The following is a 25,965-nucleotide window of genomic DNA, read 5'->3' on the forward strand; positions in this document are numbered from 1 at the left end:
GGACCGACCCTCCTTGCCCCAGAGCCCCATCCAGAGCCCATGGACCTCGAAGCCCTCCGCACCACGACCCTTGCCTTCGTGGAGGCGCACAAGGCCTGGACCCCCGTCATCGCCGGCGGCCTCGCCTTCTGCGAATCGATCGCGGTCCTGTCGCTGTTCGTGCCGGCGACCGTCATCCTGGTCGGCATCGGGGCCCTCGTCGGCGGCGCCGACATCCCGTTCTGGCCCGTGGTGATCGCCGCGGCGCTCGGCGCCGCCCTCGGGGACTGGATCTCCTACGAGGCCGGGCGCTGGCTCGGGCCGGGGGCGAAGACCAAGTGGCCGCTGCGGCGCTATCCCGAACTCATGGCCAAGGCCGAGGCCTTCATCGGCCGCTGGGGTATCGCCGCGGTCGCACTCGGGCGGTTCTTCGGCCCGGCCCGCGCCCTGGTCCCGCTCTTCGCCGGGATCCTCGGCCTGGCGCGGCTGCCGTTCCAGCTGGCCAATGTCGCCTCCGCCCTGGTCTGGGCCTTCGTGCTGCTGGCCCCCGGGGCCGGGCTACTCACATGGCTCGACCGATGACCCGGCTCGACCGATGAAACCGGCTCGATCGATCACCCGGCTCGACCGCTGATGCGCCGCTTCCCGCCCGAGCGGATCGTCTGCCTCACCGAGGAGACGGTCGAGACCCTGTACCTCCTGGGCGCAGAGGACAGGATCGTCGGCGTCTCGGGCTACGCGGTGCGCCCGCCCCGGGTCCGCCGGGAGAAGCCGCGCGTCTCCGCCTTCACCAGCGCGGACATCCCGAAGATCCTGGCGCTGGCGCCGGATCTCGTCCTGGCCTTCTCGGACCTCCAGGCCGGCATCGTCGCCGACCTCGCCCGCGCGGGCTTGGCGGTGCACCTGTTCAACCAGCGCGACGTAGCGGGCTGCCTCGCCATGGTGCGGACGCTCGGCGCCCTCGTCGGCCTGCCGGAGCGGGCCGAATCCCTGGCGGCGGGTTTCGAGGCGCGGCTGGCGGAGGCCGCCGCGGCGGTGCGGGACCGGCCGACCCTGCGCGTCTACTTCGAGGAGTGGGACGCGCCGATGATCTCCGGCATCGGCTGGGTCTCGGACCTGATCGGCCTCGCGGGCGGCCGGGACGTGTTTCCGGAGTTGAGCCGTCAGCCGGCCGCGAAGGACCGGATCGTCACCGCCGAGCAGGTGATCGCGGCCGCGCCCGACGTGATCCTCGCCTCGTGGTGCGGCAAGCGGGTCAATGTCGAGCGCATCCGGTCCCGGCCCGGCTGGGCGGCGATCCCGGCGGTGCGCGACGGGCGCATCCACGAGATCAAGTCGCCACTGATTCTGCAGCCCGGCCCGGCCGCGCTCACCGACGGGTTCGACGCGATCCGGGCCTGCCTCGGGTAATCGCCCCGGGGTGATGCCGCGCCGCAGGTGACGGACCGGGCGCGACTTGGCAGGATGTCCCGATTCGGTACAGACGCACCCACAGACGCATCCCCCGAGATCGATGTCCGCTTCCCCCGGCCTTCCCGATTCCGCGCCCCCGTCCGTCGAGGCGCTGCTGCCGCCCGACCGGCGGCAATCGCCCACGGCCCTGCGGATCCAGCGCGGCGTGCGCCGGCTGTTCTCCGAGATGGGATGCGTCACCCTGCCGGAATTCTCACTCGTCAACGGCCGCCGCGCCGACGTGATCGCCCTCTGCGGCGCCGGCAAGCTCACCATCGTGGAGATCAAGTCGAGCGTGGCCGATTTCCGCGCCGACCGGAAATGGCCGGATTACCGCGACTTCTGCGACCGGTTCTTCTTCGCCATCCCCGAGGACGTGCCCGAGTCGCTGATCCCGGAGGAATGCGGCCTGATCGTAGCCGACGCCTACGGTGCAGGGATCCTGCGCGAGCCCCCCGAGCACCCGCTGAGTGGGGCCCGCCGCAAGGCCGTCACGCTCCGCTTCGCCCACAGCGCCGCGCGCATCCTGCATGCGCTGGCCGATCCGGGCGCGGTGCGCGAGGGGGCACTCTAGGTCGCGGCCACACCGCAACCCTCGGCCGAACCGGTATTCATCCGACCAGGAAACGTCCTAGAACGGCCGCGCTTGCCGGAGTTCCGGCGCCGAGCCCGGTTCATCGATGACATCCGTCGCCCTGTTCGAATTGATCCTCGGCCTTCTCGGCGCGGCCCTGCTGCTGTCGCTGGCGGCCGGGCGCCTGGGCTTCCCGCCGGCCGCGGCCCTCGTCATCGGCGGCATGGCGCTGGCGGTGGTGCCAGGCCTGCCGGCCTTCGATCTTGATCCGGACCTGATCATGGTCCTGTTCTTGCCGCCGCTCCTGCTCGAATCCGCCTACTTCACCGTCTGGCGCGACTTCCGGGCGAGCCTCGGGCCGATCCTGTCCCTGTCCCTCGGCGCGGTCCTGTTCACGACTCTCGTGGTCGGGCTCGTCACCCACGCGGTGGCGCCTTCGCTGCCCTGGGCGGCCTGTTTCGCCCTCGGCGCCATCGTCTCGCCGCCGGACGCGGTGGCCGCCAAGGCGGTGCTGGCTCGCGTCGCCCTGCCCCGGCGGATGATCACCGTCCTGGAGGGCGAGAGCCTCGTGAACGACGCCTCGGGCCTCGTGCTCTATCGCTTCGCGGTGGCGGCCGCGCTGACCGGCACCTTCAACGCCTGGGCGGCGGCCGGCAGCTTCGCGTGGCTCGCGGTGGCGGGCGTCGCGGTCGGGATCGCCTGCGGGCTGGCTGTGACCGCCGTGATCCAGCGGATGCACGATGCCAACGCCATCACGGTGCTGAGCTTCCTCGCCGCCTACGTCGCCTACCTCGCGGCCGAGGAGATCCACGCCTCCGGCGTGCTGGCCGTGGTCGCCTGTGGCCTGACGATGGGCGGCCGGGAGCACGACACCTTCGACGCGCATGCCCGTCGCCATTCCGTGGCGGTGTGGGAATTCGTGGTGTTCGTGCTGGAGGCGCTGGTCTTCGTGCTGATCGGGCTGGCGCTCCGCGGCGTGCTGGCGCGGACCGGCGGCCAGCTGGGGTCGCTCCCGGCGGAACTGCCGCTGGCGCTCGCCGTCACGGCGACCTGCGTCGTCGCCCGCCTGCTCTGGGTGTTTCCCGCCGTTTACCTGCGCCGGCTCCTGTCGCCGCGGTTCCGCGCGCAGGAACCGGCCCAGAGCCCGGCCGTGCCGCTGATCGTTGGCTGGGCCGGCATGCGCGGGGTCGTGACCCTGGCGGCCGCCCTGGCGCTGCCGGTGGACTTTCCCGGCCGCGACGCGATCCTGGTGGCGGCCTTTGCGGTGATCCTGTTCACCGTGCTGGTGCAGGGCACGACTCTGGGACCGCTGATCCGCCGGCTCCGCCTCGACCCCGTGGCGCACCTCCCCGACGGCCATCTCGACGCGCCAATGGCTCGCGTGGTGGTGAACGAGGCCGGGCTCACCGCCTTGGAGGGCTTGGTGTTCCCGGAGACCGGGGCGCTGCAGCACCCGCGCCTCGTCGAGGAGTACCGCCGCCGGGTGCGGGCCACGTCCCGGGACCGCGACGAGCGCAAGGCCCTGGAGACCGAGAAGAACGAGCATTTCGCGGCCGCGCTGCTCGCCGTGCGGTCAGGCCGGTCGGCGCTGATCGACCTGCACCGGCAGAACCGGATCCACAGCTCGGTGCTTCGGCAGCTGGAGACGGAGATCGATCTGGAGGAACTCCATCTCAAGCGTCTGGCCGGGACCGCGCCGGCCCACGGTTAGGTCACGGCCGGACCGGGGCGCGGCCCTCAATGGGCGGCGCAGCCGTCCGCCGACCGGCCGTAGCCGCTGTAGACGACCCGCACCTTGTGCCGGCAGATCCCCTCGGACGTTGCGGCCGCCACCGGGGCAACCTCCACGGGCTCGACCCGCAGGGTCGCGGCCACCGGCTGGTCCTCGGAGGTGGCGAGCGCGCGGCTGGCGCTCATCACGAAGGGCGTGGCCGCCAGCGACGAGATGGCGAGCGCGGCGAAGACGGCGATATTCTTGCGGCCGAAGGTGTTGCGGTTGCGAGCATTGAACATGACCGGTCGTCCGACATCTTGTGTTCGGCAGCGCTGAGGTGCCGAGATCCCCTGTTGCGCTGATAACTTGGCCGTCAGCTCGGCGGTTCCGGTTTATTGCCCAAAAACCGCCACGCTTGGGTGTCGGGGCGCACGTGGGACACCGGCGCTCAGAGGATCCTGCGGTACTGCACGAAGCCCGACTTCTCGGCGATCCGATCGTAAAGCTGCATCGCGTCGGTGTTGGTCTCGTGCGTCAGCCAGTGGACGCGGGAGCAGCCGGCCGCCTTGGCCGCCGCGTAGACGTGCTCGATCAGCCGCCGTCCGATTCCGAGCCCCCGGGCATTGTCTGCCACGAACAGATCCTGGAGGTAGCAATAGTCGCCGACCGTCCAGGCCGAGCGGTGGCGGATGTGGTGGACGAGGCCGACCGCCTCGGCGCCGCGCCAGGCCAGCGCGCCGTCGACCGGCTCGGCGGGGTCGTTGAGGCGCTGCCAGGTGGTATCGGTGACGGCGTTCGACAGGTGGACCTTGTAGAACGCCTGATAGCCCTGCCAGAGCGGCAGCCAGGCATCGCGGTCCCCGGCGCCGATCGGGCGGATCGCAAGGGCGGCCGTGTCAGCGTTCATGATGGTCTCCGGGTGTAGTTCAGTCCGATCGGACCACCATTCGGCTCGAACGCGCAAGCCGCCCCGCCTTGCACCCCTGCCCGCCCGCACCTAAACCGGCCCGCCAGCGGCCCGAGCCGCCGCGCGAGCCCGAGTCTCCGACACCCATGTCCCAGAAAAAATCCTTCCAGGGTCTGATCCTGACGCTTCAGGAATTCTGGGCGGCGCAGGGCTGCGTGATCCTCCAGCCCTACGACATGGAGGTCGGCGCCGGCACGTTCCACCCGGCCACGACCCTGCGGGCTCTGGGCCCGAAGCCCTGGAAGGCGGCCTACGTCCAGCCCTCGCGCCGGCCCAAGGACGGCCGCTACGGCGAGAACCCCAACCGGCTCCAGCACTATTACCAGTTCCAGGTGATCCTGAAGCCGAATCCGCCGAACCTGCAGGAACTCTACCTTGCCTCACTGGCCGCCATCGGCGTCGACCTGAAGCTGCACGACATCCGCTTCGTCGAGGACGATTGGGAGAGCCCGACGCTGGGTGCATGGGGGCTCGGCTGGGAATGCTGGTGTGACGGGATGGAGGTGTCCCAGTTCACCTATTTCCAACAGGTTGCGGGCTTCGAATGCGCACCCGTGGCGGGCGAGCTCACCTACGGGCTGGAGCGGCTCGCCATGTACGTCCAGGGCGTCGAGAACGTCTACGATCTCGACTTCAACGGCGCCGAGGGTCCGGATCGTATCACCTACGGCGACGTGTTCCTGCAGGCCGAGCAGGAATATTCCCGCCACAATTTCGAGGCGGCCGACACCGCCATGCTGTTCCGCCAGTTCACCGACGCGGAGGCCGCCTGCCGGACCTACCTCGCGGCGGGCGCGCCGGAAGCGGAGGGCGAGCGCCACCGCATGGCGCAGCCGGCCTATGATCAGTGCATCAAGGCCAGCCACGTCTTCAACCTGCTCGACGCGCGCGGCGTGATCTCGGTGACGGAGCGCCAGAGCTACATCCTGCGGGTGCGGGATCTCGCCAAGGCCTGCGGCGCGGCGTGGCTGAAGACCGCGGCCGGAGGCGCGTGAGACGCTGCCGCAGGTTTTCCGAGCCGTGACCGTAGCGAAGCGATCCGGCGGGCGCGACAACTCCCGACGTTGCGCTGCCCTGGGTCGCTTCGCTGCGCTCGCGATGACGGAGCGGAGCCCCTTGCCCGCTCGTGCGTTGCAACCCCCGCCAACCGGCGCGCTTCGGCGCGTCCGCAGACGCGGGAACCTCGTGATGAAGAAGACGATCCTCGCCCTCAGCCTCCTCGGTTTCGGCCTCGCCCCCGCGCTGGCGGCCGATCCAGGCCCGGAGGCCGTGGTCAAGAAGCTCTACGCCGAGCCGCACCCGAATCACTCCGCGGTCTACTCGAAGCGGCTGCAGGGCCTGTTCGACGCTGACGCCAAGCAGGCCAACGGCGCAACCGGCAACCTCGATTTCGACTACCGTCTCAACGGCGAGCCCCTGAAGCCCGACACGGTGAAGAGCCTGACCTTCAAGGAAGCCACCGAGGGCAAGGACCAGGCGAAGGTCACGGTGGAGCGCAAGGGCGGCGACGGCTCGAAGGCGATCGTCTACGACCTCGTGCGCGAGGACGGCGGCTGGAAGGTCTCCGACGCCCACGCGATCGGCGACCGCAAGTGGCAGCTCTCGACCATCCTCAAGGGCGAGGCGCGCTGATCCCGGAGCTTCGACCCTCGACAGGTGTGCGGCGCGGCGATATGGCCGCGCCATGCCCGACCTCCTGCTCGAACTCCGCTCGGAAGAGATCCCCGCCCGCATGCAGCGGCGCGCGGCGGAGGATCTCAAGAAGCTCGTCACCGACGCCCTGGTGGAGCGCGGCTTCCTGTACGAGGGCGCCCGGGCGTTCTCGACGCCGCGCCGACTGGCCCTGCACATCGCCGGCCTGCCCGCCCGGGGCGAGGCTGTCCGGGAAGAGCGTCGCGGCCCGCGGGTCGGCGCGCCCGATGCGGCCGTCCAGGGGTTTCTGAAGGGCGCGGGGCTGACGAGCCTGGATCAAGCCAAGACCGTGACCGATCCGAAGAAGGGCGAGTTCTACCTCGCGGTGATCGAGCGGCCCGGCCGCGAGACGCTGGACGTCCTGGCCGAGATCCTGCCGGAGATCATCCGGACCTTCCCTTGGCCGAAATCCATGCGCTGGGGCGCGGCCTCGGCCGAACCCGGCGCCCTGCGCTGGGTGCGTCCGCTGCAGTCGATCGTCGCGACCTTCGGGCCGGAGACCGAGACGCCTGAGATCGTGCCGTTCTCAATCGGCGGGATCGCGGCCGGCACGGTGACCTACGGCCACCGCTTCCTCGCGCCGGACCCGATCGAGGTTCGCCGGTTCGACGATTACATCCAGGCGCTGGAGCGCGCGAAGGTCATCCTCGATCCTGAGCGGCGCAAGGACGTGATCCTGCACGATGCCCGCGACCTCGCCTTTGCCCGCGGCCTCGACCTCGTGGAGGATGAGGGCCTGCTGGAGGAGGTGTCGGGCCTCGTCGAATGGCCGGTGGTTCTGATGGGCTCGTTCGACGAGTCATTCCTCGATATCCCCGCCGAGGCGATCCGGGCCACCATCCGGGCGAACCAGAAGTGCTTCGTGCTGCGCAAGGGCGGCTCGGAGGATCTGGCGCCGGCCTTCATCTTGGTCTCGAACCTCGTGGCCTCGGATGGCGGTCAGGCGATCACCGCCGGCAACGAGCGGGTGGTGCGGGCGCGCCTCTCGGACGCGAAGTTCTTCTGGGAGACCGACAGGGCGATCCGCCTGGAAGACCGACTGCCGAAGCTCGACGCCATCGTCTTCCACGAGAAGCTCGGCACGCAGGGGGAGCGGATCGCCCGCATCGCCGCGCTGGCGAGGGCGCTCGCGCCGCTGGTGGGCGCCGACCCGGCGCTCGCCGAGCGGGCGGCGCGCCTCGCCAAGGCCGACCTCGTCACCGAGATGGTCGGTGAGTTCCCCGAGCTTCAGGGGCTGATGGGGCGGAAATACGCGGCGCTCCAGGGCGAGCACGACAGCGTCTGTGCGGCCATCGAGGAGCATTACAAGCCGGTCGGCCCCTCCGACCGGGTGCCGAGCGATCCGGTCTCGATCGCGGTGGCGCTCGCCGACAAGCTCGACACGCTGGTGGGTTTCTGGGCCATCAATGAGAAGCCCACGGGGAGCAAGGATCCGTTTGCCTTGAGACGGGCGGCGCTGGGCGTGATCCGCTACCTGCTGGAGGGGGGGCGCTTCAACCTCGTCATGGTACTCGATGGGCATGCTGAGCGTGTCGACGAGTCGATCAAGAAGGCTCATCTCGCCAGCGCAGGCCCTGGGCTTGTATCGTTTGGTCAAGCGTTTAGCCCGATTGCATGGGGTGGACGCCAAGTTAGATCGAATAGCCTCGACCTTCTCGCCTTCTTCGCCGACCGCCTGAAGGTTTATCTTCGCGATCAGGGCGCCCGCCACGATCTGATCGACGCCGTCTTTGCCCTGCCCGGCCAGGACGACCTGCTCATGGTGGTCCGCCGGGTCGAGGCGCTCGCCAAGTTTCTGGACACCGAGGACGGGAAGAACCTGCTCGCGGGCTACAAGCGCGCGGCCAACATCCTGCGCATCGAGGAAAAGAAGGACGGCCGCGCCTACGACGCCGCGCCCGATTCAGGCCTCGCCGCCGCGGGTGAGCCCGCCGAGCGGGCGCTCGCCGAGGCCTTGGCGAAGGCGCGGGAGACGGCCTCGGCGGCCATTGCCCGGGAGGACTTCGCCGGGGCCATGCAGGCGCTCTCGACGCTGCGCGCGCCGGTGGACGCGTTCTTCCAGGACGTGACCGTCAACGCCCCTGATCCGAAGCTCCGCGAGAACCGCCTGCTGCTGCTCAACGCGCTGCGCGCCGCGACGCGAGAGGTTGCGGAGTTCGCGAAGATCGAGGGGTGAGGCCGAGCCTTCCCCGCGCATCACCGACTTCGGAACGGAGCGCGGGTTCCCTCTCCCGTGCGGGAGAGGGGCAGGGTGAGGGGTGCGACCTCTCCGGACAGTTCTCGACCCTCACCCCAACCCTCTCCCGCACGGGAGAGGGGGCGCGTTGCGCTTTGCACGGACCCTTTTGAGGGCCCCTCACCCGTGATCGTGCCCGGCATGATCCTCCGGCTCCGGCAAGGTCAGTCCGAAATGGCTCACCAGATCGGCCACCTGCCCGGGGCTCAGCTGCCGCGGGTTGAGGTTGCGGAGCAACAAATAAAGCTTGGCGGTCTCCTCCAGCTCCTCGGTGGCGAAGACCGCGCCCTCCAGGCTGTCGCCGGCCACCACCGGGCCGTGATTGGCGAGCAGCACCGAGCTGTACTTCCCCGCCAGTCCCCGGATCGCGTCCGCCACGGCCGGATCGCCCGGGCGGTAATACGGCACGAGCGCCGTGCCGCCGGTGCGCATCAGGTAGTAGGGCGTCAGCGGCGGCAGCACCTGACGCGGGTCGATCTCCGGCAGCATCGACACCGCCACCGCGTGGGTCGAGTGCAGGTGAACGATAGCCTTGGCGCCGCTGCGGCTCTCGTAGAGGGCGCTGTGCAGCGGGATCTCCTTGGTGGGCTTGTCGCCCGACACCAGCCGCCCCGCATCGTCCAGCCGCGAGATCCGCGCCGGGTCGAGGAAGCCGAGCGAGGCGTTGGTCGGCGTCACCAGCCAGCCGCCGTCGGGCAGGCGCAGTGAGATGTTGCCGGACGAGCCCGGCGTCAGGCCGCGCTCGAACAGCGAGCGGCCGTAGCGGCAGATCTCCTCACGCAGCCGGCTCTCGTCGCTCATGCGGTCGCTCCCTCGATCAGTTCGAACCCGAGATCGATTCTTTTCGGGCCATCGCCCATCAGGCAGGCGGCGGCCTGCCGGCCGATTTCCAGGCGCGGCGTGCGCACCGTGGACAGCGGCTGGGGCATCGCCGCCGCGAAGTCGAGCCCGTTGAAGCCGAACAGCGCGATCCGTCCGGGCACCGCCAGCCCCGCCGACAGGCAGGCGAAGTAGCCGCCGAGCGCCATGTCGTCGTTAGAGAAGTAGACCGCGTCGAGATCGGGCACGCGCGCCAGCAGCGCCTCGAGCCCAGCCCGTCCCGAAGCCGGCGAGGACGGCCCCAGCCGGATTTCTTTGCCGTAGAGCGCCAGCCCCGCCTCGCCCAGGGCGGCCTCGAACCCGGCGAGCCGCTTGGCCGCGCGCAGGTCGACCGCGAGATCGTGGCCGAGATAGGCGATCCGGCGGTAGCCGCGCGCGACGAGGTGGCGGGCGCTCGCCGCCCCCACGGCCCGGTTGGAGAAGCCGACCACGGCGTCGATCCCCTCCCCGTCCGTGTCGATCATCTCGACCACACGCACGCTGCTGGCCCTGGCCAGGGCGACCGTCCCGGGATTGTGCTCCAGCCCGGTGAGCAGTAGCGCTGCTGGCCGCCAGGATAGGAGCGCGGCGGCCAGCGCCTCCTCCCGGTCGGGGTCGTAGTCGCTCACCCCGATCACGCAGGGGATGCCCGCGGCATCGAGGGCGGCGGTCAGGCCGCGCAGCAGGTCGGGAAAGACCACGTTGGCGAGCGACGGGATCACGACCCCCACGAGCCGCGCGCTCGCCCCCTGTCCCGCGAGGCTGCCGGCGAGGCGATTCGGCACGTAGCCGAGCCGGGCCACCGCCTCCGCCACCCGCTCGCCGGCGCGCTTGGAGTAGGAGCCGTGATTGCGCAGGACCCGCGAGACCGTGCTCTCGCCGAGTCCGGCCGCGCGGGCGACGTCGGTGAGGGTCACGAGCCGCCCCGGCGTCTGGATGTCGTCCATGGCCCCGCTCTCCCGGCGCGGATCTTCTTATGGCGCCCGTCGCATCTCCCATCTCCCTCATCCTGAGGTGACCGCGAAGCGGGCTTCGAAGGAGAACTCTAGAAACCGCTGCGATCTCTAGAGGTCCCTGCGAAGTCTCGGCTGCGCTCCAGCATCTCAGGATGAGGGGGGATGGGAAGACCGTCCTCGGCAATCCACGACTGACATAGCCGCCTGCATTATCTCGCACAACCGGATTGGCAGCGCTGCCAAAAGGCGATATGGCACCGCCCCAGCGCCGCCCGACGAGCGGTGAAGACGAGTGTCCGGCGGCCGTACGGCCCGGACCAGGGAGTACGCCATGCCGGTCCAAGCCGCCCCGCTGGGGGGCGCCACCGCAGCCGCGGATCAAGAATCCTTTGCCGATCGCACCTACGCGAAGGTGTTCTGGCGGCTCGTGCCGTTCCTGATGCTTTGCTACGTAGTGGCGTATCTCGACCGGGTGAATGTCGGCTTCGCCAAGCTCCAGATGTCCCAGGAGCTGAAATTCTCCGAGACGGTCTACGGGCTCGGCGCCGGGATCTTCTTCCTCGGCTACTTCCTGTTCGAGGTTCCCTCGAACGTGATCCTGCACCGGGTCGGCGCCCGGGTCTGGATCGCCCGGATCATGATCACCTGGGGGGTGATCTCCGGGGCGTTCCTCTTCGTGAACTCCGAGTGGAGCTTCTATGGGATGCGCTTCCTGCTCGGGCTAGCCGAGGCCGGGTTCTATCCGGGCGTGATCCTCTACACGACCTCGTGGTTCCCGGCCCATCGCCGGGCCCGGGTGATCGCCGTGTTCATGGCGGCGATCCCGATCTCCGGCATCTTCGGCAACCCGCTCTCCGGCTGGATCATGGACGCGTTCAACGGCGCCCACGGCCTGTCCGGCTGGCAGTGGATGTTCCTGATCGAGGCGGTGCCTGCGGTGCTGATCGGCCTCGCGGTGTTCTTCTATCTCGACAACCGCCCCGCCGAGGCCAAGTGGCTGACCGATTCCGAGAAGCAGCTCCTGGAGCGCGACATCGCCGCCGACAACCACGGCAAGGAAGCGAGCCCGCACTCGATCGCCACGGTGTTCCGCAACGGCCGCGTGTGGTTCATGAGCCTGATCTACTTCGCCTTCGTCACCGGCCAGTACGGCCTGACCTTCTGGATGCCGACCATCGTCAAGGCGTCGGGCGTGCAGGGCAACCTCAACATCGGCCTGATCAGCGCGATCCCCTTCGTCTGCGCGGCGATCGTGATGGTCCTGCTCGGCCGCTCCGCCGACCGGATGCGCGAGCGCCGCTGGCACCTGATCATCCCGGCGCTGATCGGCGCGGTCGCCTTCGTGGTCTCGGCCAATGCCGGCTCGACGACGCTCGCCATCGCGGCGCTGTCGGTGGCGGCGGCTGGCGTGCTGACCTGCTCGCCCCTGTTCTGGTCGCTGCCCACGGCGTTCCTCAGCGGCGCCGGCGCGGCGGCCGGCATCGCGCTGATCAACTCGGTGGGGAACCTCGCGGGCTTCGTCAGCCCCTACGTGATCGGCGCGCTGCGCGACGCCACCGGCAGCACCGCCACGGGCCTCTACGCGCTGGCCGCCATGCTGGTGGTCGGCTCGGTCTGCGTGTTCGTCACGCCCGCCCGCATGGTGAACCGCTGACCTTCGGTCCGACCGCAACCTGCCCCCTCTCCCGTGCGGGAGAGGGGGCCCGCGCCTCACGCGGTGATGCAGAGGCGCCCTCCCCTTCACGCAGGAGCCGCCCCCGATGACCAACGCAACAGACCGCGCCGCGGTGATCGGCCTGGGCTCCATGGGCTCCGGCATGGCCGGCTCGCTCCTGCGCGCGGGCTTCGCCGTCGCCGCCTGCGACGTGAACCCGGAGGCGGTGGCGCGCTTTGAAGCGGCCGGTGGACGGGGAGCCACGAACCCCGCCGAGGCCGCGCGGGACGCCGACGTGGTGGTGAGCGTGGTGGTCAACGCCGCCCAGACCGAGGCGGTCCTGTTCGGTGAGAACGGCGCCGCCGCCGCGATGCCGGAGGGCGCGGTGTTCGTCTCCTCCGCCACCATGGACCCGGCCGTCGCCCGGGCGCTGGCGGCGCGGCTCGAGGCCACCGGCCGCCACTACCTCGACGCCCCGATGAGCGGCGGCGCCGCCCGCGCAGCCGAGGGCGGGCTGACCTTCCTGGCCTCGGGCTCGGCGGCGGCCTTCGCCAAGGCGCGGCCCGCCCTCGATGCTATGGCGGGCACGCTCTACGAGCTCGGCGACGCGGCCGGCCAGGGCGCGGCCTTCAAGATGATCAACCAGCTGCTCGCCGGCGTCCACATCGCCGCCGCCGCCGAAGCCATGGCCTTCGCGGCCAAGCAGGGGCTCGACCTCCGGCGCGTCTACGAGGTGATCACCAAGTCGGCCGGCAATTCCTGGATGTTCGAGAACCGGGTGCCGCACATTCTCGACGCCGACTACAGCCCGAAGAGCGCGGTCGACATCTTCGTCAAGGATCTCGGCATCGTGCAGGACATGGCCCGGGCGGAGAAGTACCCGGTCCCGGTGGCGGCGGCGGCGCTGCAGATGTTCCTGATGGCGTCCGGCGCCGGCATGGGCCGCGACGACGACGCCTCGGTGGCGCGGCTCTACGCGCAGGTATCGGGGGCGAAGCTCCCGGGCCAGGCTTGAGGGAGCGAGAACCATGCCGCGCTTTGCCGCCAACCTGAGCCTGATGTTCAACGAGGTGCCGTTCCTTGACCGGTTCGAGGCCGCCGCCAAAGCCGGGTTCGACGCCGTCGAGTTCCTGTTCCCCTATGAGCATTCGCCGGCAGACATCGGCGCGCGGCTCCGGGCGAACGGCCTGACCCAGGCCCTGTTCAACCTGCCGCCGGGCGACTTCGCCAAGGGCGAGCGCGGGATCGCGGCCTTCCCCGAGCGGTTCGACGAGCTGAAGGCCGGTGTCGGCACCGCGCTCCGCTACGCCGAGGCGACCGGCGTCGGGCGGCTCCACCTGATGGCGGGTCTCGCGCCCTGGGACGACGCCACGGCTGCTGAGTCCTACCGCCGGGCCGTCACTTGGACGGCCGAGCGGCTGGCGTCGGCCGGCCTCGACCTGGTCCTGGAGCCGATCAACGGCCGCAACATGCCGGGCTACTTCCTCAACGATTTCGGCCGGGCCGCGGACCTGATCCGCGACCTCGCCCTGCCGAACCTGAAGCTGCAGTTCGACCTCTACCATTGCCAGATCCTGCACGGCGACGTGACCATGCGGCTGCGCGCCCTGATGCCGATCATCGGTCACGTTCAGACCGCGAGCGTGCCCGAGCGGCACGAGCCCGGAACCGGCGAGATGGCCGACTTCTTCCTGTTCGACGAGCTGGACCGGCTCGGCTACCGCGGCTTCGTCGGCTGCGAGTACATCCCGGCCGCCGACACCGTCGCGGGCCTCAGCTGGCTTGCGGCCTACAAGGAGAGCGCCCGATGAGCCTCGCGTTGGGATGCGTCGCCGACGATTACACGGGCGCTTCGGACCTCGCCAACACGCTGACCAAGGCGGGCCTGCGCACGATCCAGACCATTGGCGTGCCGGCGGATGACCGTGTCCTGCCGGAAGCCGACGCTGTGGTGGTAGCGCTCAAGAGCCGCTCGATTCCGGCCGACCAGGCCGTGGCCCGCTCCCGCGAAGCCGAGGGCTGGCTGCGCGCGCGCGGGGCCGCCCACGTGATGTTCAAGGTCTGCTCAACCTTCGATTCGACCGATGCGGGCAATATTGGCCCGGTCATGGACGCCCTGCGGGCGGAGGCCGGCGAGGCCATCGCGCTCGTCACGCCGGCTTTCCCGGAGACGGGGCGCAGCGTCTACCAGGGCAACCTGTTCGTCGGCGCCGTGCCGCTGAACGAGAGCCCGCTGAAGGACCACCCGCTCAACCCGATGCGCGACGCCAACCTCGTGCGCGTCCTCGGGCGCCAGAGTGCCAGCCCGGTCGGCCTCGTCGATACCGCGACCGTGGCCCGGGGCCCGGAGGCCGTGGCGGCTCGCCTCGAGGCGCTGGCAAAGGAAGGCAAAGGGGCCGCGATCGCGGACGCGATCTTCGACAGCGACCTCGAAGTGCTCGGCCGGGCGATCGTCGGCCATAAGTTCTCGGTGGGTGCCTCGGGGCTCGGGCTCGGACTCGCCCGCACCCTGGTGGCCGACGGGCGCGGAACGACGGATGCCGCCGGGGCGGCCATCGGCGAGCCGGTGGGCGGGACCTCCGCGTGCCTCGCCGGTAGTTGCTCGCAGGCGACGCTCCAGCAGGTCGCCGCCGCGGAGGCAATCATGCCGGTGTTGCGCCTCGATCCGGCGCGGCTGCTGGCGGGCGATGACGTGGTGGAAGAGGCCCTCGCCTTCGCAGAGGAGCGCCTCGGCGCCGGCCCGGTTCTGATCGCTACCTCGGCCCCGCCCGAGGCGGTGCGTGCGCTTCAGGCCGCGCACGGGGTCGATGCCGCCGGCCACGCCATCGAGGCGGCGCTGGCCGCCATCGCCGAGGGCCTCGTCGCCCGCGGGGTGCGCCGGCTCGTGGTGGCCGGTGGCGAGACCTCCGGCGCGGTGGTCGACCGGCTCGGCCTCACAGCCTTCCTGCTCGGGCCGGAGATCGCCGCGGGCGTCCCGGTCCTGCGCACCGCGGGACGGCCCGAGCCGATGCTGCTTGCCCTGAAATCCGGCAATTTCGGCGGCGCCGACTTCTTCGGCCGCGCCCTCGACATGATGGCCTGACGCCACAACCCGACGGGAGGTTTTCCATGCACGCCCTGATTCTCGGCGCCGCCGGCATGATCGGCCGCCGCCTCGTGGACGCCCTGGTGAAGGACGGCCGGGTCGGCGGGCAGCCGCTCAGCGCCCTCACCCTGCTCGACGTCGTGCCGCCCACGGTGCCGGAGGGCTTCTCGGGCCCGGTCCGCGCCGAGGCCGCCGACCTCACGGCGCCCGGCGCCGCCGAGGCCGCCATCGCCGAGCGGCCGGGGGTGATCTTCCACCTCGCCGCCGTGGTCTCGGGCGAGGCCGAGGCGAATCTCGAACTCGGCTACCGGGTCAACCTCGACGGCACCCGGCTGCTCCTCGACGCGATCCGGACGGCCAACGCGCCGGACGGCTACCGGCCGAAGCTGGTCTTCACCTCCTCCCTCGCCGTGTTCGGGCCGCCCTTCCCGAAGGTCATCCCGGACGACCACATCCTGCGCCCGGCCTCCTCGTACGGGGTCCAGAAGGCCATGGGCGAGCTGATGCTCGCCGACTATGCGCGCCGCGGCTTCCTCGACGGTATCGGCCTGCGCCTGCCGACGATCTGCGTGCGGCCGGGCAAGCCCAACAAGGCGGCCTCGGGCTTCTTCTCGGGGATCATCCGCGAGCCGCTGGCCGGCCAGGAGGCGGTCCTGCCGGTGCCCGACACCGTCCGGCACTGGTTCGCCAGCCCCGCGGCGGCGGTGGGCTTCCTCACCCACGCGGCCGGGCTCGACCTCGCGGCGATCGGCCCGCGGATCAGCTTGACCATGCCGGGGGTCTCGGCGACCGTCGCCGAGGAGATCGAGGCCCTGCGCCGCGCGGCGGGCGACAAGGCGGTGGCGCTGATCCGGCGCGCGCCCGACGCCACCATCGCGCGGATCGTCGGCTCCTGGCCGGAGGCGTTCGAGCCGGAGGCCGCGCTGGCCCTGGGCTTCCGGGCGGACGATTCCTTCGACGCGATCGTGTCGCAGCACGTGGCCGAGTTCCACGGCGGCTGAGGCTCAGCCGAGGGCCGAGCGGATGTCGGTCTGCGGGAAGTCGTCGCCGACGTAGAGCAGCGGCACGCCGTGTACCTGCGCGCAGGCATAGGCGAAGCAGTCGCCGAGGTTCAGGCGCGCCGGGTGGCGGCCCTTGCCGTAGCGGCCGTGGGCCGCGAGGGCCAGGGCGGTCTCGGCCTCGGCGATGGGGACGATTCGCAGACCTGCGACGCGGATGAATTCCGCGACCTCCGCCTCGACATCGACCACGGACATCGCCGTCTTGCGGGCCACCGCGATCGCCGTTTCGAAGACGGCGAGGCCCTAGGTAAGGGGGGCCACAGCACCGTCGAGGCGGCTCAGCAGGGTAGAACGCTCCGGTTCCGCGGTCAGGATTGCCACCAGGGCCGAGGCGTCGACGAACATCACACGTCGTTCAGGCTGTCGTAGAACGCCTTGTCGGCCTTGAGGCCCGTGCGCGGCACGGCATCCATCCTGTCGAGGAGGGGCTTCAGCCGTCCCGCGAGCGGCACGCGCGGCTCCCGACGCTCCAGCTCGTTCGTGAGCGCGAGTCGCACCGCCTCGGTCTTGCTCACGCCGGCCCGTGATGCCAGCTTCTCGGCGAGCTGATTCACCTCTTCGCTGCGGATGTTGAGCGGCATGGCGGCGCCCGTGTAGACGCGGGAAGGCTAGTGTCTACACACCCCTGCCGCAAGGGCGGCCAGAACCCCGATCAAGGATCCCGATGACCCGCCTCGACGAGGCCCGCGCCGCGCTGAAGAAGACGTTCGGCTACGAGGATTTCCGACCCGGCCAGGACGAGGTGATCGGCGCGGTGCTCGACGGTACCGACGTGTTCGCCGTGATGCCCACGGGGTCGGGCAAGTCGATGACCTACCAGCTCCCGGCCCTGGTCGATCCGGGGCTCACCGTGGTGGTCTCGCCGCTGATCGCGCTGATGCACGATCAGGTGCAGCAGATGAGGAGCGTCGGCATCCACGCCGCGACCCTGAACTCGTCGGTGTCGGACTCCGAGTCCCGCGAGACCTGGCGCAGCCTGCGCTCCGGCGACCTGAGGCTGCTGTTCGTCTCCCCTGAGCGCCTGCTGATGGACGGCTGCATGGACGCCCTGCGCGGCGCCGGCGTCCGGCGGCTCGCCGTCGACGAGGCCCACTGCGTCTCGCAATGGGGTCACGATTTCCGGCCCGAGTACCGGGAGATCGCCCGCGCCCGGACGGCGCTGGGCAACGTCCAGACCCTGGCGCTCACCGCCACCGCCGACGCCGCGACCCGCGCCGAGATCGCCGAGCGCCTGTTCCCGCAGGACCGGCCGCCGAAGATCTTCGTCCACTCCTTCGACCGGCCGAACATCCGGCTGACCTTCCAGCCCAAGGACAACCCGGCCCGGCAGATCGAGCGGTTCCTGAAGCACCGGCGTTCGGAGAGCGGGATCATCTACTGCTCGTCGCGCAAGCGCACCGAGCAGCTCGCCGAGACCCTCAAGAAGGACGGGTTCGACGCCCTGCCCTACCATGCCGGGCTCGACCAGGCGACGCGGATGGCAAACCAGGACCGGTTCCTGCAGGAGGACGGGGTGGTGATGACCGCCACGGTGGCCTTCGGCATGGGCATCAACAAGCCCGACGTGCGCTTCGTCTGCCACGCCGACATGCCGAACAACGTCGAGGGCTATTATCAGGAGATCGGCCGCGCCGGCCGCGACGGGCTGCCCGCCGACACGCTGACGCTCTACGGCCTCGACGACATGGCGCTCCGCCGCCGCCAGATCGACGAGAAGGAGATCTCGGACGACCGTCGCCGGGTCGAGCGGCGCAAGCTCGAGGCGATGATCACCCTGTGCGAGGGCGCCACCTGCCGCCGCCAGTCGCTGCTCGCCTATTTCGGCGAGGCGAGCGGCGCTTGCGGTCGTTGCGACCTGTGCCGCGGCGGCGTCACCCTGGTGGACGGGACGGTCTCGGCCCAGAAGATCCTCTCGGCGATCGTGCGCACCGGCCAGCGCTTCGGCGCGGCCTATATCTGCGACGTAGTCCACGGGAAGGAGAGCGAGCAGATCCGCCGCAACGGCCACGCGAACCTCAAGACCTTCGGGGTCGGATCCGACAAGCCGGTGGCGGCCTGGCGGGCGATCCTGCGCCAGCTCTTCGCTGCCGGCGCCATTGCCGAGAACGCGGACGGCTACGGCGGCCTGTCCATGACCGAAAAGGGCGAGGCGATCCTGTTCGGTCGGGAGCCGGTCCAGCTCCGGCCCGATCCGGAGCCGAAGGCCGAATCCCGCGAGCGCCGGCGGCCTGCCTCCCGGGAGGATGGCGAGATCGCCCTCTCCGAGGCAGACGAGGCCCTGTTCCAGCATCTGCGGGGCCTGCGCGCCACCCTCGCCCGGGCCGAGGGGATCGCAGCCTTCATGGTCTTCCCCGACCGGACGCTGATCGAGATGGCTCGCCAGAAGCCCGTCGATCTCTGGGCCTTGCGCACCGTGCATGGGGTCGGCGAGCGCAAGCGCGAGGCCTACGGCGACAAGTTCGTCGCGGCCATCGCTGATTTCCTGGCGCATCCCCCGGCTGCGTGAGCCGCGGGACGAGGGATCTCATCCTCGGCGTATCACGCTGGTTCGTGTAGGCAGATCGCCCCAACCCAATCGATCGGACACATCATTTCAGTTTCCGCGCCCAACGCCGATGCCACGCTCCAAGATCTTCCGGACGAAGCCACTTCCCGATCTGGCCCATCTCGGTCGCGGAATCTGACTTCCCGCATCGTGTTCTACCTACCCGGCTTCGACCCGCGGGATCCCGAGACCTACTGGGGCCTGTTCCGCCGCGAGGCCCGTCTCACAGCCGCCCGCCGCGGCGCCGAGATCGCTGTGAGCGATCCGGTCCGCTCGGCGGACGGGCTTGAACTCGCCTGGACCGCACAATCGCGCGGCGTCACCACGCGCTACGTCCTCCTGCGCTGGGAGGACATCGTGCGCGCGCGCTTCCCGCAATGCGGCCGCGCCCGCCTCCGGGGTGTCCCGATCCTGCTCTGGCGGCTGTGGCGCTCGGGCTACGTAGCGGACCTGTGGCGGGAGGGCTGGCGCTTCTCCACAGTGATCTTCGGCGTCCACGTGATCTATCTGGCGCTCGTTCTCCTCAGCCTGACGCTGGCGGGGAGCCTCGCGGCCCTGGCGCCCGCCGTCCTGCAGCCCTGGCCCCTTCTGGCGGTGCCGGTGCTCGCCTACCCGATCCTCGCCGGGCTGATGCGGGCGACCCGCGGCAAGCCGCTCTACGTCTCCCACCTCGTGGACGACACGGCCTTCACGCACGCCTACGCGGCGGGACAGGCACCCGAGGTTTCCCCCCGCCTCGACGCCTTCGCGGCTCGCATCCGTGCGGCGGAGGGCGAAGCCGACGAGGTTGTCGTGGTCGGGCATTCCTCCTCGAGCTTCCTCGGGATCGAGGTGTTGGACCGTGTGCTCGCCCGCGACCCTCGCTTCGGCGACCGGGGCACCCCGGTCTCGTTCGTGAGCATCGGCAGCGTCATCCCCTGGCTCAGCCTCGACCCGGACGCCAAAGGATTCCGTGAAGCGCTCCGGCGCTTCGGGCGTGCACGACAGATCCGCTGGATCGACGTGCGTGCGCCCTGGGACTGGCTGTCCATTCCCGGACAGATTCCGCTTGCCTCCTGCGATCTCGTCGCGCCGGACCCGGAGCGCCCGGCCACGCTCGGGGTGATGATCGGCGATCTGATCACGGGCACCGATGTGGGGCGGCGCCAGTGGAACCTGTTCCAGATGCATTTCCAGCTGCTCATGGCGAGCCAGAGCGCGGACGGCTTCGATTATCTCGACGTGATAACCGGCCCCGAGCCTGTGCACGCCCTGGTGTCGCGCTTCCGGGAGAGCGACCTCGCCCGGGGGCCGGCTTGCGCCGCCGCCGACGAATCGGCACTCTGAGCGACTTCACCTCGCCGAACCGTACGCCCGGCCACGTCGGGGCGAGGGATGGGCAGCTCCCCGGATGTCTCCTGCGCGGATGGTGGGGCCGCGGCATCGGAATACCTGCGGATGTTGCCAGGGCAGGCGCTTCCGCTCTAGAGCCGGGGCAGCCTGGATCCCCGCCCGGTTCGGGCTCGCCGCGGCCCCGGCCTGCGGCACGGCCCGCTCTCTGCCGAGACCCTTCGCATGTTCCGCAACGACGTTCCGATCACCCCCGAGCTCGTGGCCCAGCACGGCCTGACGCCGGATGAGTACGAGCGCTTCCGCGGCCTGATCGGGCGCGACCCGACGCTGACCGAGCTCGGCATCGTCTCGGCCATGTGGAACGAGCATTGTTCCTACAAGTCCTCCCGCAAGCACCTGCGCGGGCTGCCGACCTCGGCGCCGTGGGTGATCCAGGGGCCGGGCGAGAACGCGGGCGTCATCGACATCGGCGACGGCCACGCCTGCGTCTTCAAGATGGAGAGCCACAACCACCCGAGCTACATCGAGCCCTACCAGGGCGCGGCGACGGGGGTGGGCGGCATCCTGCGCGACGTCTTCACCATGGGCGCGCGGCCGATCGCGGCGCTCAACGCCCTGCGCTTCGGCTCCCCCGATCATCCGCGCACCCGCAGCCTCGTCTCGGGCGTGGTCGCGGGCGTCGGCGGCTACGGCAATTCCTTCGGCGTGCCGACCGTCGGCGGCCTGACCGGCTTCCACAAGCGCTACGACGGCAACATCCTGGTCAACGCCATGGCGGTGGGGCTCGCCCGCACCGACGGCATCTTCTACGCGGCCGCCGCCGGAGTCGGGAACCCGATCGTCTATCTCGGCTCCAAGACCGGCCGCGACGGCATCCACGGCGCCACCATGGCGTCGGCCGAGTTCGACGAGGCCTCCGAATCGAAGCGTCCGACCGTGCAGGTCGGCGACCCCTTCGCCGAGAAGCTGCTGCTGGAAGCCTGCCTGGAGCTGATGGCCTCGGGCGCGGTCATCGCCATCCAGGATATGGGCGCGGCGGGCCTGACCTGTTCGGCGGTGGAGATGGGCGCCAAGGGCGACCTCGGCGTCGAGCTCGACATCGACAAGGTGCCGGCCCGCGAAGCCGGCATGACCCCTTACGAGATGATGCTCTCGGAGAGCCAGGAGCGCATGCTCATGGTGCTCAAGCCCGGCATGGAGGCGGAGGCCGAGGCCATCTTCGTGAAGTGGGGCCTCGACTTCGCGGTGATCGGCCGGACCACCGACACGCTGCGCTTCGTGATCAAGTGGCACGGCGAGACCGTCGCCGACCTGCCGATCAAGGAGCTGGGCGACGAGGCGCCGCTCTACGACCGGCCGCATCTGGCCAACACGCATCAGCCGGTGATCGCGGCCTCGGAGGTGCCGGCCCCGGCCTCGCTGACCGACGCGCTGAAGCGCCTCGTCGGCTCCCCCGATCTCGCCTCCAAGCGCTGGGTCTTCGAGCAGTACGACCACTTCATCCTGGGCAACACCGTCCAGAAGCCCGGCGGCGACGCCGCCATCGTGCGGGTCGAGGACGGGCCGAAGGGCCTCGCGCTGACCTGCGACGTCACCCCGCGCTACTGCGAGGCTGATCCGGTCGAGGGCGGCCGGCAGGCCGTGGCCGAGGCGTGGCGCAACATCACGGCGGTCGGCGCCAGGCCGCTCGCCATCACCGACAACCTGAACTTCGGCAACCCGGAAAAACCCGAGGTGATGGGCCAGCTCGTCGGCTGCCTCCAGGGCATCGGCGAGGCCTGCCGGGCGCTCGACTTCCCGGTCGTGTCGGGCAACGTCTCGCTCTACAACGAGACCAACGGCGTCGGCATCCTGCCGACCCCGACCATTGGCGGCGTCGGCGTGCTGGACGACGTGGCGCGCCACGCCACGATCGCCCTGAAGCGCGAAGGCGACGTGCTGGTGCTGATCGGAGCGAGCGAGGGCTGGCTCGGCCAGTCAGCGTACCTGTCGGTGATCGAGGGCCGCGAGGAGGGCGCGCCGCCGCCCGTCGACCTCGCCCTGGAGCGCCGCAACGGCGACTTCGTCCGCGGGCTGATCCAGGCGGGCACCGTCGACACGGTCCACGACCTCGCGGATGGCGGCCTTGCCGTCGCGCTCGCCGAGATGGCCATGGCGGGCGGTACCGGCGCGGCGCTCTCCGACGTGCCGGTGGACCTGCCGCCCCACGCCTACCTGTTCGGTGAGGACCAGGGCCGCTACCTGCTGGCGGTGCGTCCCGAGGCGGCCACCGACCTCCTCGCGGCCGCCGCGGCCCAGGGCGTGGCGGCGGCCTCGGTCGGCGTCGCGGGCTCCGACCGTTTGACCCTGCCGGGCGGCGAGACCATATCGCTCGCCGACCTGTCCGCAGCCCACGAGGGCTGGCTGCCCGACTACATGGCGAGCCAGCCGGCCGCGCCGGCCGCCTGAGTCCCGTTCCTGTTAAGGAGTTTCCCGATGCCGATGGATGCGGGCGAGATCGAGCGCATGATCCGCGAGGCCCTGCCGGACGCGCAGGTGGAGATCCGCGACCTCGCGGGCGACGGCGACCACTACGCCGCCACCGTCCTGTCGGCGGCCTTCAAGGGCAAGACCCGGGTGGCGCAACACCAGATGGTCTACGGCGCCCTCCAGGGTCGGATGGGCGGCGTGCTCCACGCCCTTGCGCTGACCACGGGTGTCCCGCAGGATTGAGCCTTCTGGCGGGAGCGCTCCCGATGGACCGACCGAGTCTCTACGACGACGACATCGTGACCTGGGCCGAGGAGCAGGCCGCAGCCCTGCGCGCGCTGGCCGAACGGCCTGAGCTGTCGAACGCGGTCGATTGGGAGAACGTTGCCGAGGAGATCGAGAGCAAGGGGCGTTCGCATCTCCGGGCCGTCGAGGGGCTGTTGATCCAGACGCTTGCCCACCTCCTCAAGCGCGCGTCCGCCCCGCTCGCGCCGGCCAACTTGCACTGGCGGGAGGAGATCGCGACCTTCCAGATCACCGCCTGGAACGCCTACGAAGCGTCGATGCGGCAAAGGCTGAACTGGAGCAGGATCTGGAAATCGGCCGTCACGGCTGCCGAGGCTGGTCTCGGTGCCTATGGGAACGCGCTGCTCCCGGGGCTGCCGGAAGCCTGCCCGATCCGTCCTGAGGATCTGCTGACCGAGACTTTCGATATCGAGCGCGCCCTTCGCACGATCGCTACATCGGTTGCGCGCCGCTGACTCAGACCTCACATACGACCGACGAACAAGGACAGAGCGATGACCGACGTCAACACGACCATCCAGAATGAGATCGCCTCCCAGGACGTGGTGGTGTTCATGAAGGGCACGCCGCAGATGCCGCAATGCGGCTTCTCGGGGCAGGTGGTGCAGATCCTCAACTACCTCGGCGTGCCGTTCAAGGGCGTGAACGTCCTGGCCGACCAGGAGATCCGCGAGGGCATCAAGGCCTTCTCCAACTGGCCGACCATCCCGCAGATCTATGTGAAGGGCGAGTTCGTCGGCGGCTGCGACATCACCCGTGAGATGTTCCAGTCGGGCGAGCTGCAGACCTTCCTGTCCGAGAAGGGCGTGCCGGTGAAGACCGCCGCCGCCTGATTGTCTCGGGACTCTTGACGGACGGATCGGGGCGCCCGCGGGCGCCCTTTTTCGTGGCTCCGTCCTCGCGAGCGGCGCGAAGCAACCCAGCGGCGCTACGCCTGCCGAGCTCGCGCTGCCCTGGATTGCTGCGCTGCGCTCGCAAGGACGGTGGCCGGCTCAGCGCGGCTCCCGCGCCACGAACAGGGCGACGCAGCCGACGACCGTGATCTCCACCGACCGGAAGCGGCGGTCCAGCGCCGCGCGCAGGTCCGGCAGGGTGTCGGTGGCGTTCGAGAACACCCCCTTGCGGTTGTAGACTCGCATCAGCGCCCGCGCCGCGGCACTGGTCGGCACCCCACCGGACAGGATCGTGGCGCCGAACACCACGCCGTCGTCGGCCAGGCACGGACGCACCGTGTCGAAGGCCTTGGCCTTCGCGGCGATGTCGCCCGGCAGGCAGTGCAGCAGGTAGGTCATCCCGATCGAGTCGAACGGCGCGATGGCGGTGGCCGGGGCGCCGAGCACGTCGACCCGGTAGGTCTCGGGCCGGTAGCGCGCGATCCGGTCGGCGGCGAAGGCGAGGCTGTCGGCGTTGAGGTCCATCAGGCCGACGCGCGGCGCTGGCGCGGGGAAGCGGCACCGGTCGAGATACCAGCCGGTCCCGACCCCGACGTCGAGATGCGCGAGGCCGACGTGCCGGTCGTAGAGGTCCAGGATCCGCGCCGTGGGGCAGCGCCAGATCAGCGGGTTCGACAGGCGCAGCACGACGAGGTCGTAGATCTGCAGCGTCCGCGGGTTGTAGATCGCCTGCCCGGCTCGGGTGTCGGTCGCCATGGCTCTCCGTCAGGCCCCCTGTGGGCGGCGCGCATTCGCATTCGCCGCCGCGATCGCCTATATCAGACCCTTTCCAATCGTATGGATCGTTTGAACGCCATGGCGACGCCGTCGCTCGACAGCGCCCGCGCGGCCGATGCCGCGATCGAGAAGGCGCCGGATCTCCTCCCCGAGGCGCTGCCCGGCCGCCGGCCGTCGCTGGTCGGCCTGACCCGCGACGCCCTCAAGGCGCAGCTCGTCGGCATGGGCGTGCCCGAGCGCGAGAGCCGGATGCGCGCCGGTCAGGTCTGGCACTGGGTCAATTTCCGCGGGGCGTCCGACTTCGCGGAGATGACCAATGTCGGCAAGGCGCTGAAGGCGCAGCTCGCCGAGCGCTTCACCCTGGAGCGGCCCGAGGTGGCGAGCCGGCAGGTCTCCCGCGACGGCACCCGCAAGTGGCTGCTGCGCATGGCGCCGACCAACCCGCAGGAACACAATCGCGGCGCCGAGATCGAGTGCGTCTACATCCCCGGCCCGGACCGGGGCACCCTCTGCGTCTCGAGCCAGGTCGGCTGCACCCTGACCTGCTCGTTCTGCCACACCGGAACGCAGCGCCTCGTGCGCAACCTCTCGGCGGCCGAGATCGTCCAGCAGCTTGTCACCGCCCGGGACGAGCTCGGCGACTGGCCGGGCCAGATGCCGAGCCGCGACGCCGGCGGCTCCGGCGAGGTCGGCCGGCTCGTGACCAACATCGTGTTCATGGGCATGGGCGAGCCCCTCTACAATCTCGACGCGGTGGTCGACGCGGTCGGCGTGATGTCCGACCAGGAGGGCCTCGGCCTGTCCCGGCGGCGGATCACGGTCTCGACGTCCGGGGTCGTGCCGCAGATCCCGCGGCTGGGCGAGCAGGCCAACGCCATGCTGGCCATCTCGCTGCACGCGGTGCGCGACGAACTGCGCAACGAGCTGGTGCCGCTCAATCGGAAATACCCGATCGCCGAGCTGCTCGCGGCCTGCCGGGCCTATCCGGGCCTGAGCAACGCCCGCCGGATCACCTTCGAGTACGTGATGCTGAAGGGCGTCAACGATTCGGACGCGGACGCGCGGGAGCTGGTGCGCCTGCTCAAGGGCATCCCGGCCAAGATCAACCTGATCCCGTTCAACCCCTGGCCGGGCAGCCGCTACGAGTGCTCGGACTGGGACCGGATCGAGCGCTTCTCCGAGATCGTGTTCAACGCCGGCTACGCCTCGCCGGTGCGCACGCCCCGCGGCCGGGACATCCTGGCGGCCTGCGGCCAGCTCAAGAGCGAGACCGAGAAGCTGCGCGCGCGGGCCCGGATGATGCAGGAGGAGGGCATCGGCGTGGAGAGTTTTTACGCCGGCGCCGACGACTGACAGCCGTCTTTGCGAGCGCAGCGAAGCAATCCAGCCGCGCCACGCGCACTGATGTCGCGCTG

General features: G+C 70.5%; 25 protein-coding genes and 1 pseudogene. 19 read left to right on the forward strand and 7 right to left on the reverse strand.

Annotation, left to right across the window (positions count from 1 at the left end; all coding sequences use genetic code 11):
- The first annotated feature begins 39 nt into the window (after nt 1–39).
- The 4 genes from BLT59_RS17585 (at nt 40) to BLT59_RS17600 (ending at nt 3,716) form a co-directional block, all read left to right on the forward strand.
- Nucleotides 40–561, forward strand: coding sequence for a DedA family protein (locus BLT59_RS17585; protein ID WP_091782982.1), 522 nt, complete (start codon nt 40–42; stop codon nt 559–561).
- A 51-nt stretch (nt 562–612) separates the two neighbouring features.
- Nucleotides 613–1,389: a cobalamin-binding protein gene (locus tag BLT59_RS17590; protein WP_091782985.1), complete on the forward strand. Its 777-nt coding sequence runs from the start codon at nt 613–615 to the stop codon at nt 1,387–1,389.
- A gap of 103 nt (nt 1,390–1,492) precedes the next feature.
- Nucleotides 1,493–2,005, forward strand: coding sequence for an MmcB family DNA repair protein (locus tag BLT59_RS17595; protein WP_091782988.1), 513 nt, complete (start codon nt 1,493–1,495; stop codon nt 2,003–2,005).
- Between the two features lie 106 nt (nt 2,006–2,111).
- A complete protein-coding gene (locus BLT59_RS17600; protein ID WP_091782991.1) occupies nt 2,112–3,716 on the forward strand; it encodes a Na+/H+ antiporter in 1,605 nt (534 codons plus the stop codon).
- A gap of 26 nt (nt 3,717–3,742) precedes the next feature.
- Here the strand turns inward: BLT59_RS17600 and BLT59_RS17605 are convergent, their stop codons facing one another.
- Together BLT59_RS17605 and BLT59_RS17610 are read right to left on the reverse strand one after the other, a co-directional pair.
- Nucleotides 3,743–4,018: a hypothetical protein gene (locus BLT59_RS17605; protein ID WP_091782994.1), complete on the reverse strand. Its 276-nt coding sequence runs from the start codon at nt 4,016–4,018 to the stop codon at nt 3,743–3,745.
- 149 nt (nt 4,019–4,167) lie between these two features.
- The gene (locus tag BLT59_RS17610) at nt 4,168–4,626 is read right to left on the reverse strand and encodes a GNAT family N-acetyltransferase (protein ID WP_091782997.1); all 459 of its coding nucleotides are present in this window, start codon (nt 4,624–4,626) and stop codon (nt 4,168–4,170) included.
- A gap of 146 nt (nt 4,627–4,772) precedes the next feature.
- Here BLT59_RS17610 and BLT59_RS17615 point away from each other — a divergent pair, with 146 nt between their 5' ends.
- The 3 genes from BLT59_RS17615 to glyS all read left to right on the forward strand — a co-directional run bounded on the left by BLT59_RS17615 (nt 4,773) and on the right by glyS (nt 8,554).
- Nucleotides 4,773–5,681, forward strand: a complete 909-nt coding sequence (locus BLT59_RS17615; protein ID WP_091783000.1) for a glycine--tRNA ligase subunit alpha — start codon at nt 4,773–4,775, stop codon at nt 5,679–5,681.
- Nucleotides 5,682–5,874: 193 nt separating this feature from the next.
- On the forward strand, nt 5,875–6,318 hold the full coding sequence (locus BLT59_RS17620; RefSeq protein WP_091783003.1) for a DUF3828 domain-containing protein: 444 nt from the start codon (nt 5,875–5,877) through the stop codon (nt 6,316–6,318).
- Nucleotides 6,319–6,370: 52 nt separating this feature from the next.
- Nucleotides 6,371–8,554: a glycine--tRNA ligase subunit beta gene (gene glyS / locus BLT59_RS17625; RefSeq protein WP_091783007.1), complete on the forward strand. Its 2,184-nt coding sequence runs from the start codon at nt 6,371–6,373 to the stop codon at nt 8,552–8,554.
- A gap of 180 nt (nt 8,555–8,734) precedes the next feature.
- On the opposite strand, the gene BLT59_RS17630 is transcribed toward glyS, so the two are convergent.
- Both BLT59_RS17630 and BLT59_RS17635 read right to left on the reverse strand, forming a co-directional pair.
- The gene (locus BLT59_RS17630) at nt 8,735–9,415 is read right to left on the reverse strand and encodes a 3-oxo-tetronate 4-phosphate decarboxylase (RefSeq protein WP_091783011.1); all 681 of its coding nucleotides are present in this window, start codon (nt 9,413–9,415) and stop codon (nt 8,735–8,737) included.
- A complete protein-coding gene (locus tag BLT59_RS17635) occupies nt 9,412–10,419 on the reverse strand; it encodes a LacI family DNA-binding transcriptional regulator (protein WP_091783014.1) in 1,008 nt (335 codons plus the stop codon). Before BLT59_RS17635 ends, BLT59_RS17630 begins: the two co-directional genes overlap by 4 nt.
- Nucleotides 10,420–10,759: 340 nt before the next feature.
- Here BLT59_RS17635 and BLT59_RS17640 point away from each other — a divergent pair, with 340 nt between their 5' ends.
- The 5 genes from BLT59_RS17640 to denD all read left to right on the forward strand — a co-directional run bounded on the left by BLT59_RS17640 (nt 10,760) and on the right by denD (nt 16,168).
- Nucleotides 10,760–12,082, forward strand: a complete 1,323-nt coding sequence (locus BLT59_RS17640; protein ID WP_091783017.1) for an MFS transporter — start codon at nt 10,760–10,762, stop codon at nt 12,080–12,082.
- A gap of 106 nt (nt 12,083–12,188) precedes the next feature.
- Nucleotides 12,189–13,097, forward strand: a complete 909-nt coding sequence (gene ltnD, locus BLT59_RS17645) for an L-threonate dehydrogenase (RefSeq protein WP_091783020.1) — start codon at nt 12,189–12,191, stop codon at nt 13,095–13,097.
- A gap of 13 nt (nt 13,098–13,110) precedes the next feature.
- Nucleotides 13,111–13,893, forward strand: a complete 783-nt coding sequence (gene otnI / locus BLT59_RS17650) for a 2-oxo-tetronate isomerase (protein ID WP_091783023.1) — start codon at nt 13,111–13,113, stop codon at nt 13,891–13,893.
- Nucleotides 13,890–15,164, forward strand: a complete 1,275-nt coding sequence (gene otnK / locus BLT59_RS17655) for a 3-oxo-tetronate kinase (RefSeq protein WP_091783026.1) — start codon at nt 13,890–13,892, stop codon at nt 15,162–15,164. Before otnI ends, otnK begins: the two co-directional genes overlap by 4 nt.
- 26 nt (nt 15,165–15,190) lie before the next feature.
- Entirely contained in the window at nt 15,191–16,168 is a 978-nt protein-coding gene (gene denD, locus BLT59_RS17660) for a D-erythronate dehydrogenase (RefSeq protein WP_091783029.1), read from the forward strand.
- A 3-nt stretch (nt 16,169–16,171) separates the two neighbouring features.
- On the opposite strand, the pseudogene BLT59_RS17665 reads toward denD, so the two are convergent.
- Nucleotides 16,172–16,453, reverse strand: a pseudogene (locus BLT59_RS17665) (type II toxin-antitoxin system VapC family toxin); the annotation flags it as partial.
- A gap of 119 nt (nt 16,454–16,572) precedes the next feature.
- A complete protein-coding gene (locus BLT59_RS17670; protein ID WP_091783032.1) occupies nt 16,573–16,809 on the reverse strand; it encodes a type II toxin-antitoxin system VapB family antitoxin in 237 nt (78 codons plus the stop codon).
- Nucleotides 16,810–16,892: 83 nt separating this feature from the next.
- On the opposite strand from BLT59_RS17670, the gene recQ reads away from it, so the two are divergent.
- The 6 genes from recQ to grxD all read left to right on the forward strand — a co-directional run bounded on the left by recQ (nt 16,893) and on the right by grxD (nt 23,713).
- Nucleotides 16,893–18,734 (forward strand): DNA helicase RecQ, encoded by a 1,842-nt coding sequence (gene recQ / locus BLT59_RS17675; RefSeq protein WP_091783035.1) that lies wholly within the window; start codon nt 16,893–16,895, stop codon nt 18,732–18,734.
- 189 nt (nt 18,735–18,923) lie between these two features.
- Nucleotides 18,924–20,099, forward strand: coding sequence for a hydrolase (locus tag BLT59_RS17680; protein ID WP_091783038.1), 1,176 nt, complete (start codon nt 18,924–18,926; stop codon nt 20,097–20,099).
- Between the two features lie 228 nt (nt 20,100–20,327).
- Nucleotides 20,328–22,553 (forward strand): phosphoribosylformylglycinamidine synthase subunit PurL, encoded by a 2,226-nt coding sequence (gene purL / locus BLT59_RS17685; RefSeq protein ID WP_091783041.1) that lies wholly within the window; start codon nt 20,328–20,330, stop codon nt 22,551–22,553.
- 27 nt (nt 22,554–22,580) lie between these two features.
- Complete coding sequence (locus tag BLT59_RS17690; protein WP_007568343.1) at nt 22,581–22,817, forward strand: BolA family protein; 237 nt, start codon at nt 22,581–22,583, stop codon at nt 22,815–22,817.
- A gap of 23 nt (nt 22,818–22,840) precedes the next feature.
- Nucleotides 22,841–23,335: a DUF29 domain-containing protein gene (locus BLT59_RS17695; RefSeq protein WP_091783044.1), complete on the forward strand. Its 495-nt coding sequence runs from the start codon at nt 22,841–22,843 to the stop codon at nt 23,333–23,335.
- A gap of 39 nt (nt 23,336–23,374) precedes the next feature.
- Nucleotides 23,375–23,713 carry a Grx4 family monothiol glutaredoxin gene (grxD, locus tag BLT59_RS17700; protein ID WP_012318124.1) on the forward strand — a complete coding sequence of 113 codons (339 nt, stop codon included), beginning with the start codon at nt 23,375–23,377 and terminating at the stop codon, nt 23,711–23,713.
- A 159-nt stretch (nt 23,714–23,872) separates the two neighbouring features.
- Here grxD and BLT59_RS17705 read toward each other — a convergent pair whose 3' ends face one another.
- Nucleotides 23,873–24,529 carry a class I SAM-dependent methyltransferase gene (locus BLT59_RS17705; protein ID WP_091783047.1) on the reverse strand — a complete coding sequence of 219 codons (657 nt, stop codon included), beginning with the start codon at nt 24,527–24,529 and terminating at the stop codon, nt 23,873–23,875.
- Nucleotides 24,530–24,628: 99 nt separating this feature from the next.
- Here BLT59_RS17705 and rlmN point away from each other — a divergent pair, with 99 nt between their 5' ends.
- Nucleotides 24,629–25,903, forward strand: coding sequence for a dual-specificity RNA methyltransferase RlmN (gene rlmN / locus BLT59_RS17710; protein ID WP_091783050.1), 1,275 nt, complete (start codon nt 24,629–24,631; stop codon nt 25,901–25,903).
- Nucleotides 25,904–25,965: the final 62 nt, after the last annotated feature.

This window comes from Methylobacterium sp. UNC378MF (genome assembly GCF_900103195.1).
In the GTDB taxonomy this organism is placed as follows: domain Bacteria; phylum Pseudomonadota; class Alphaproteobacteria; order Rhizobiales; family Beijerinckiaceae; genus Methylobacterium.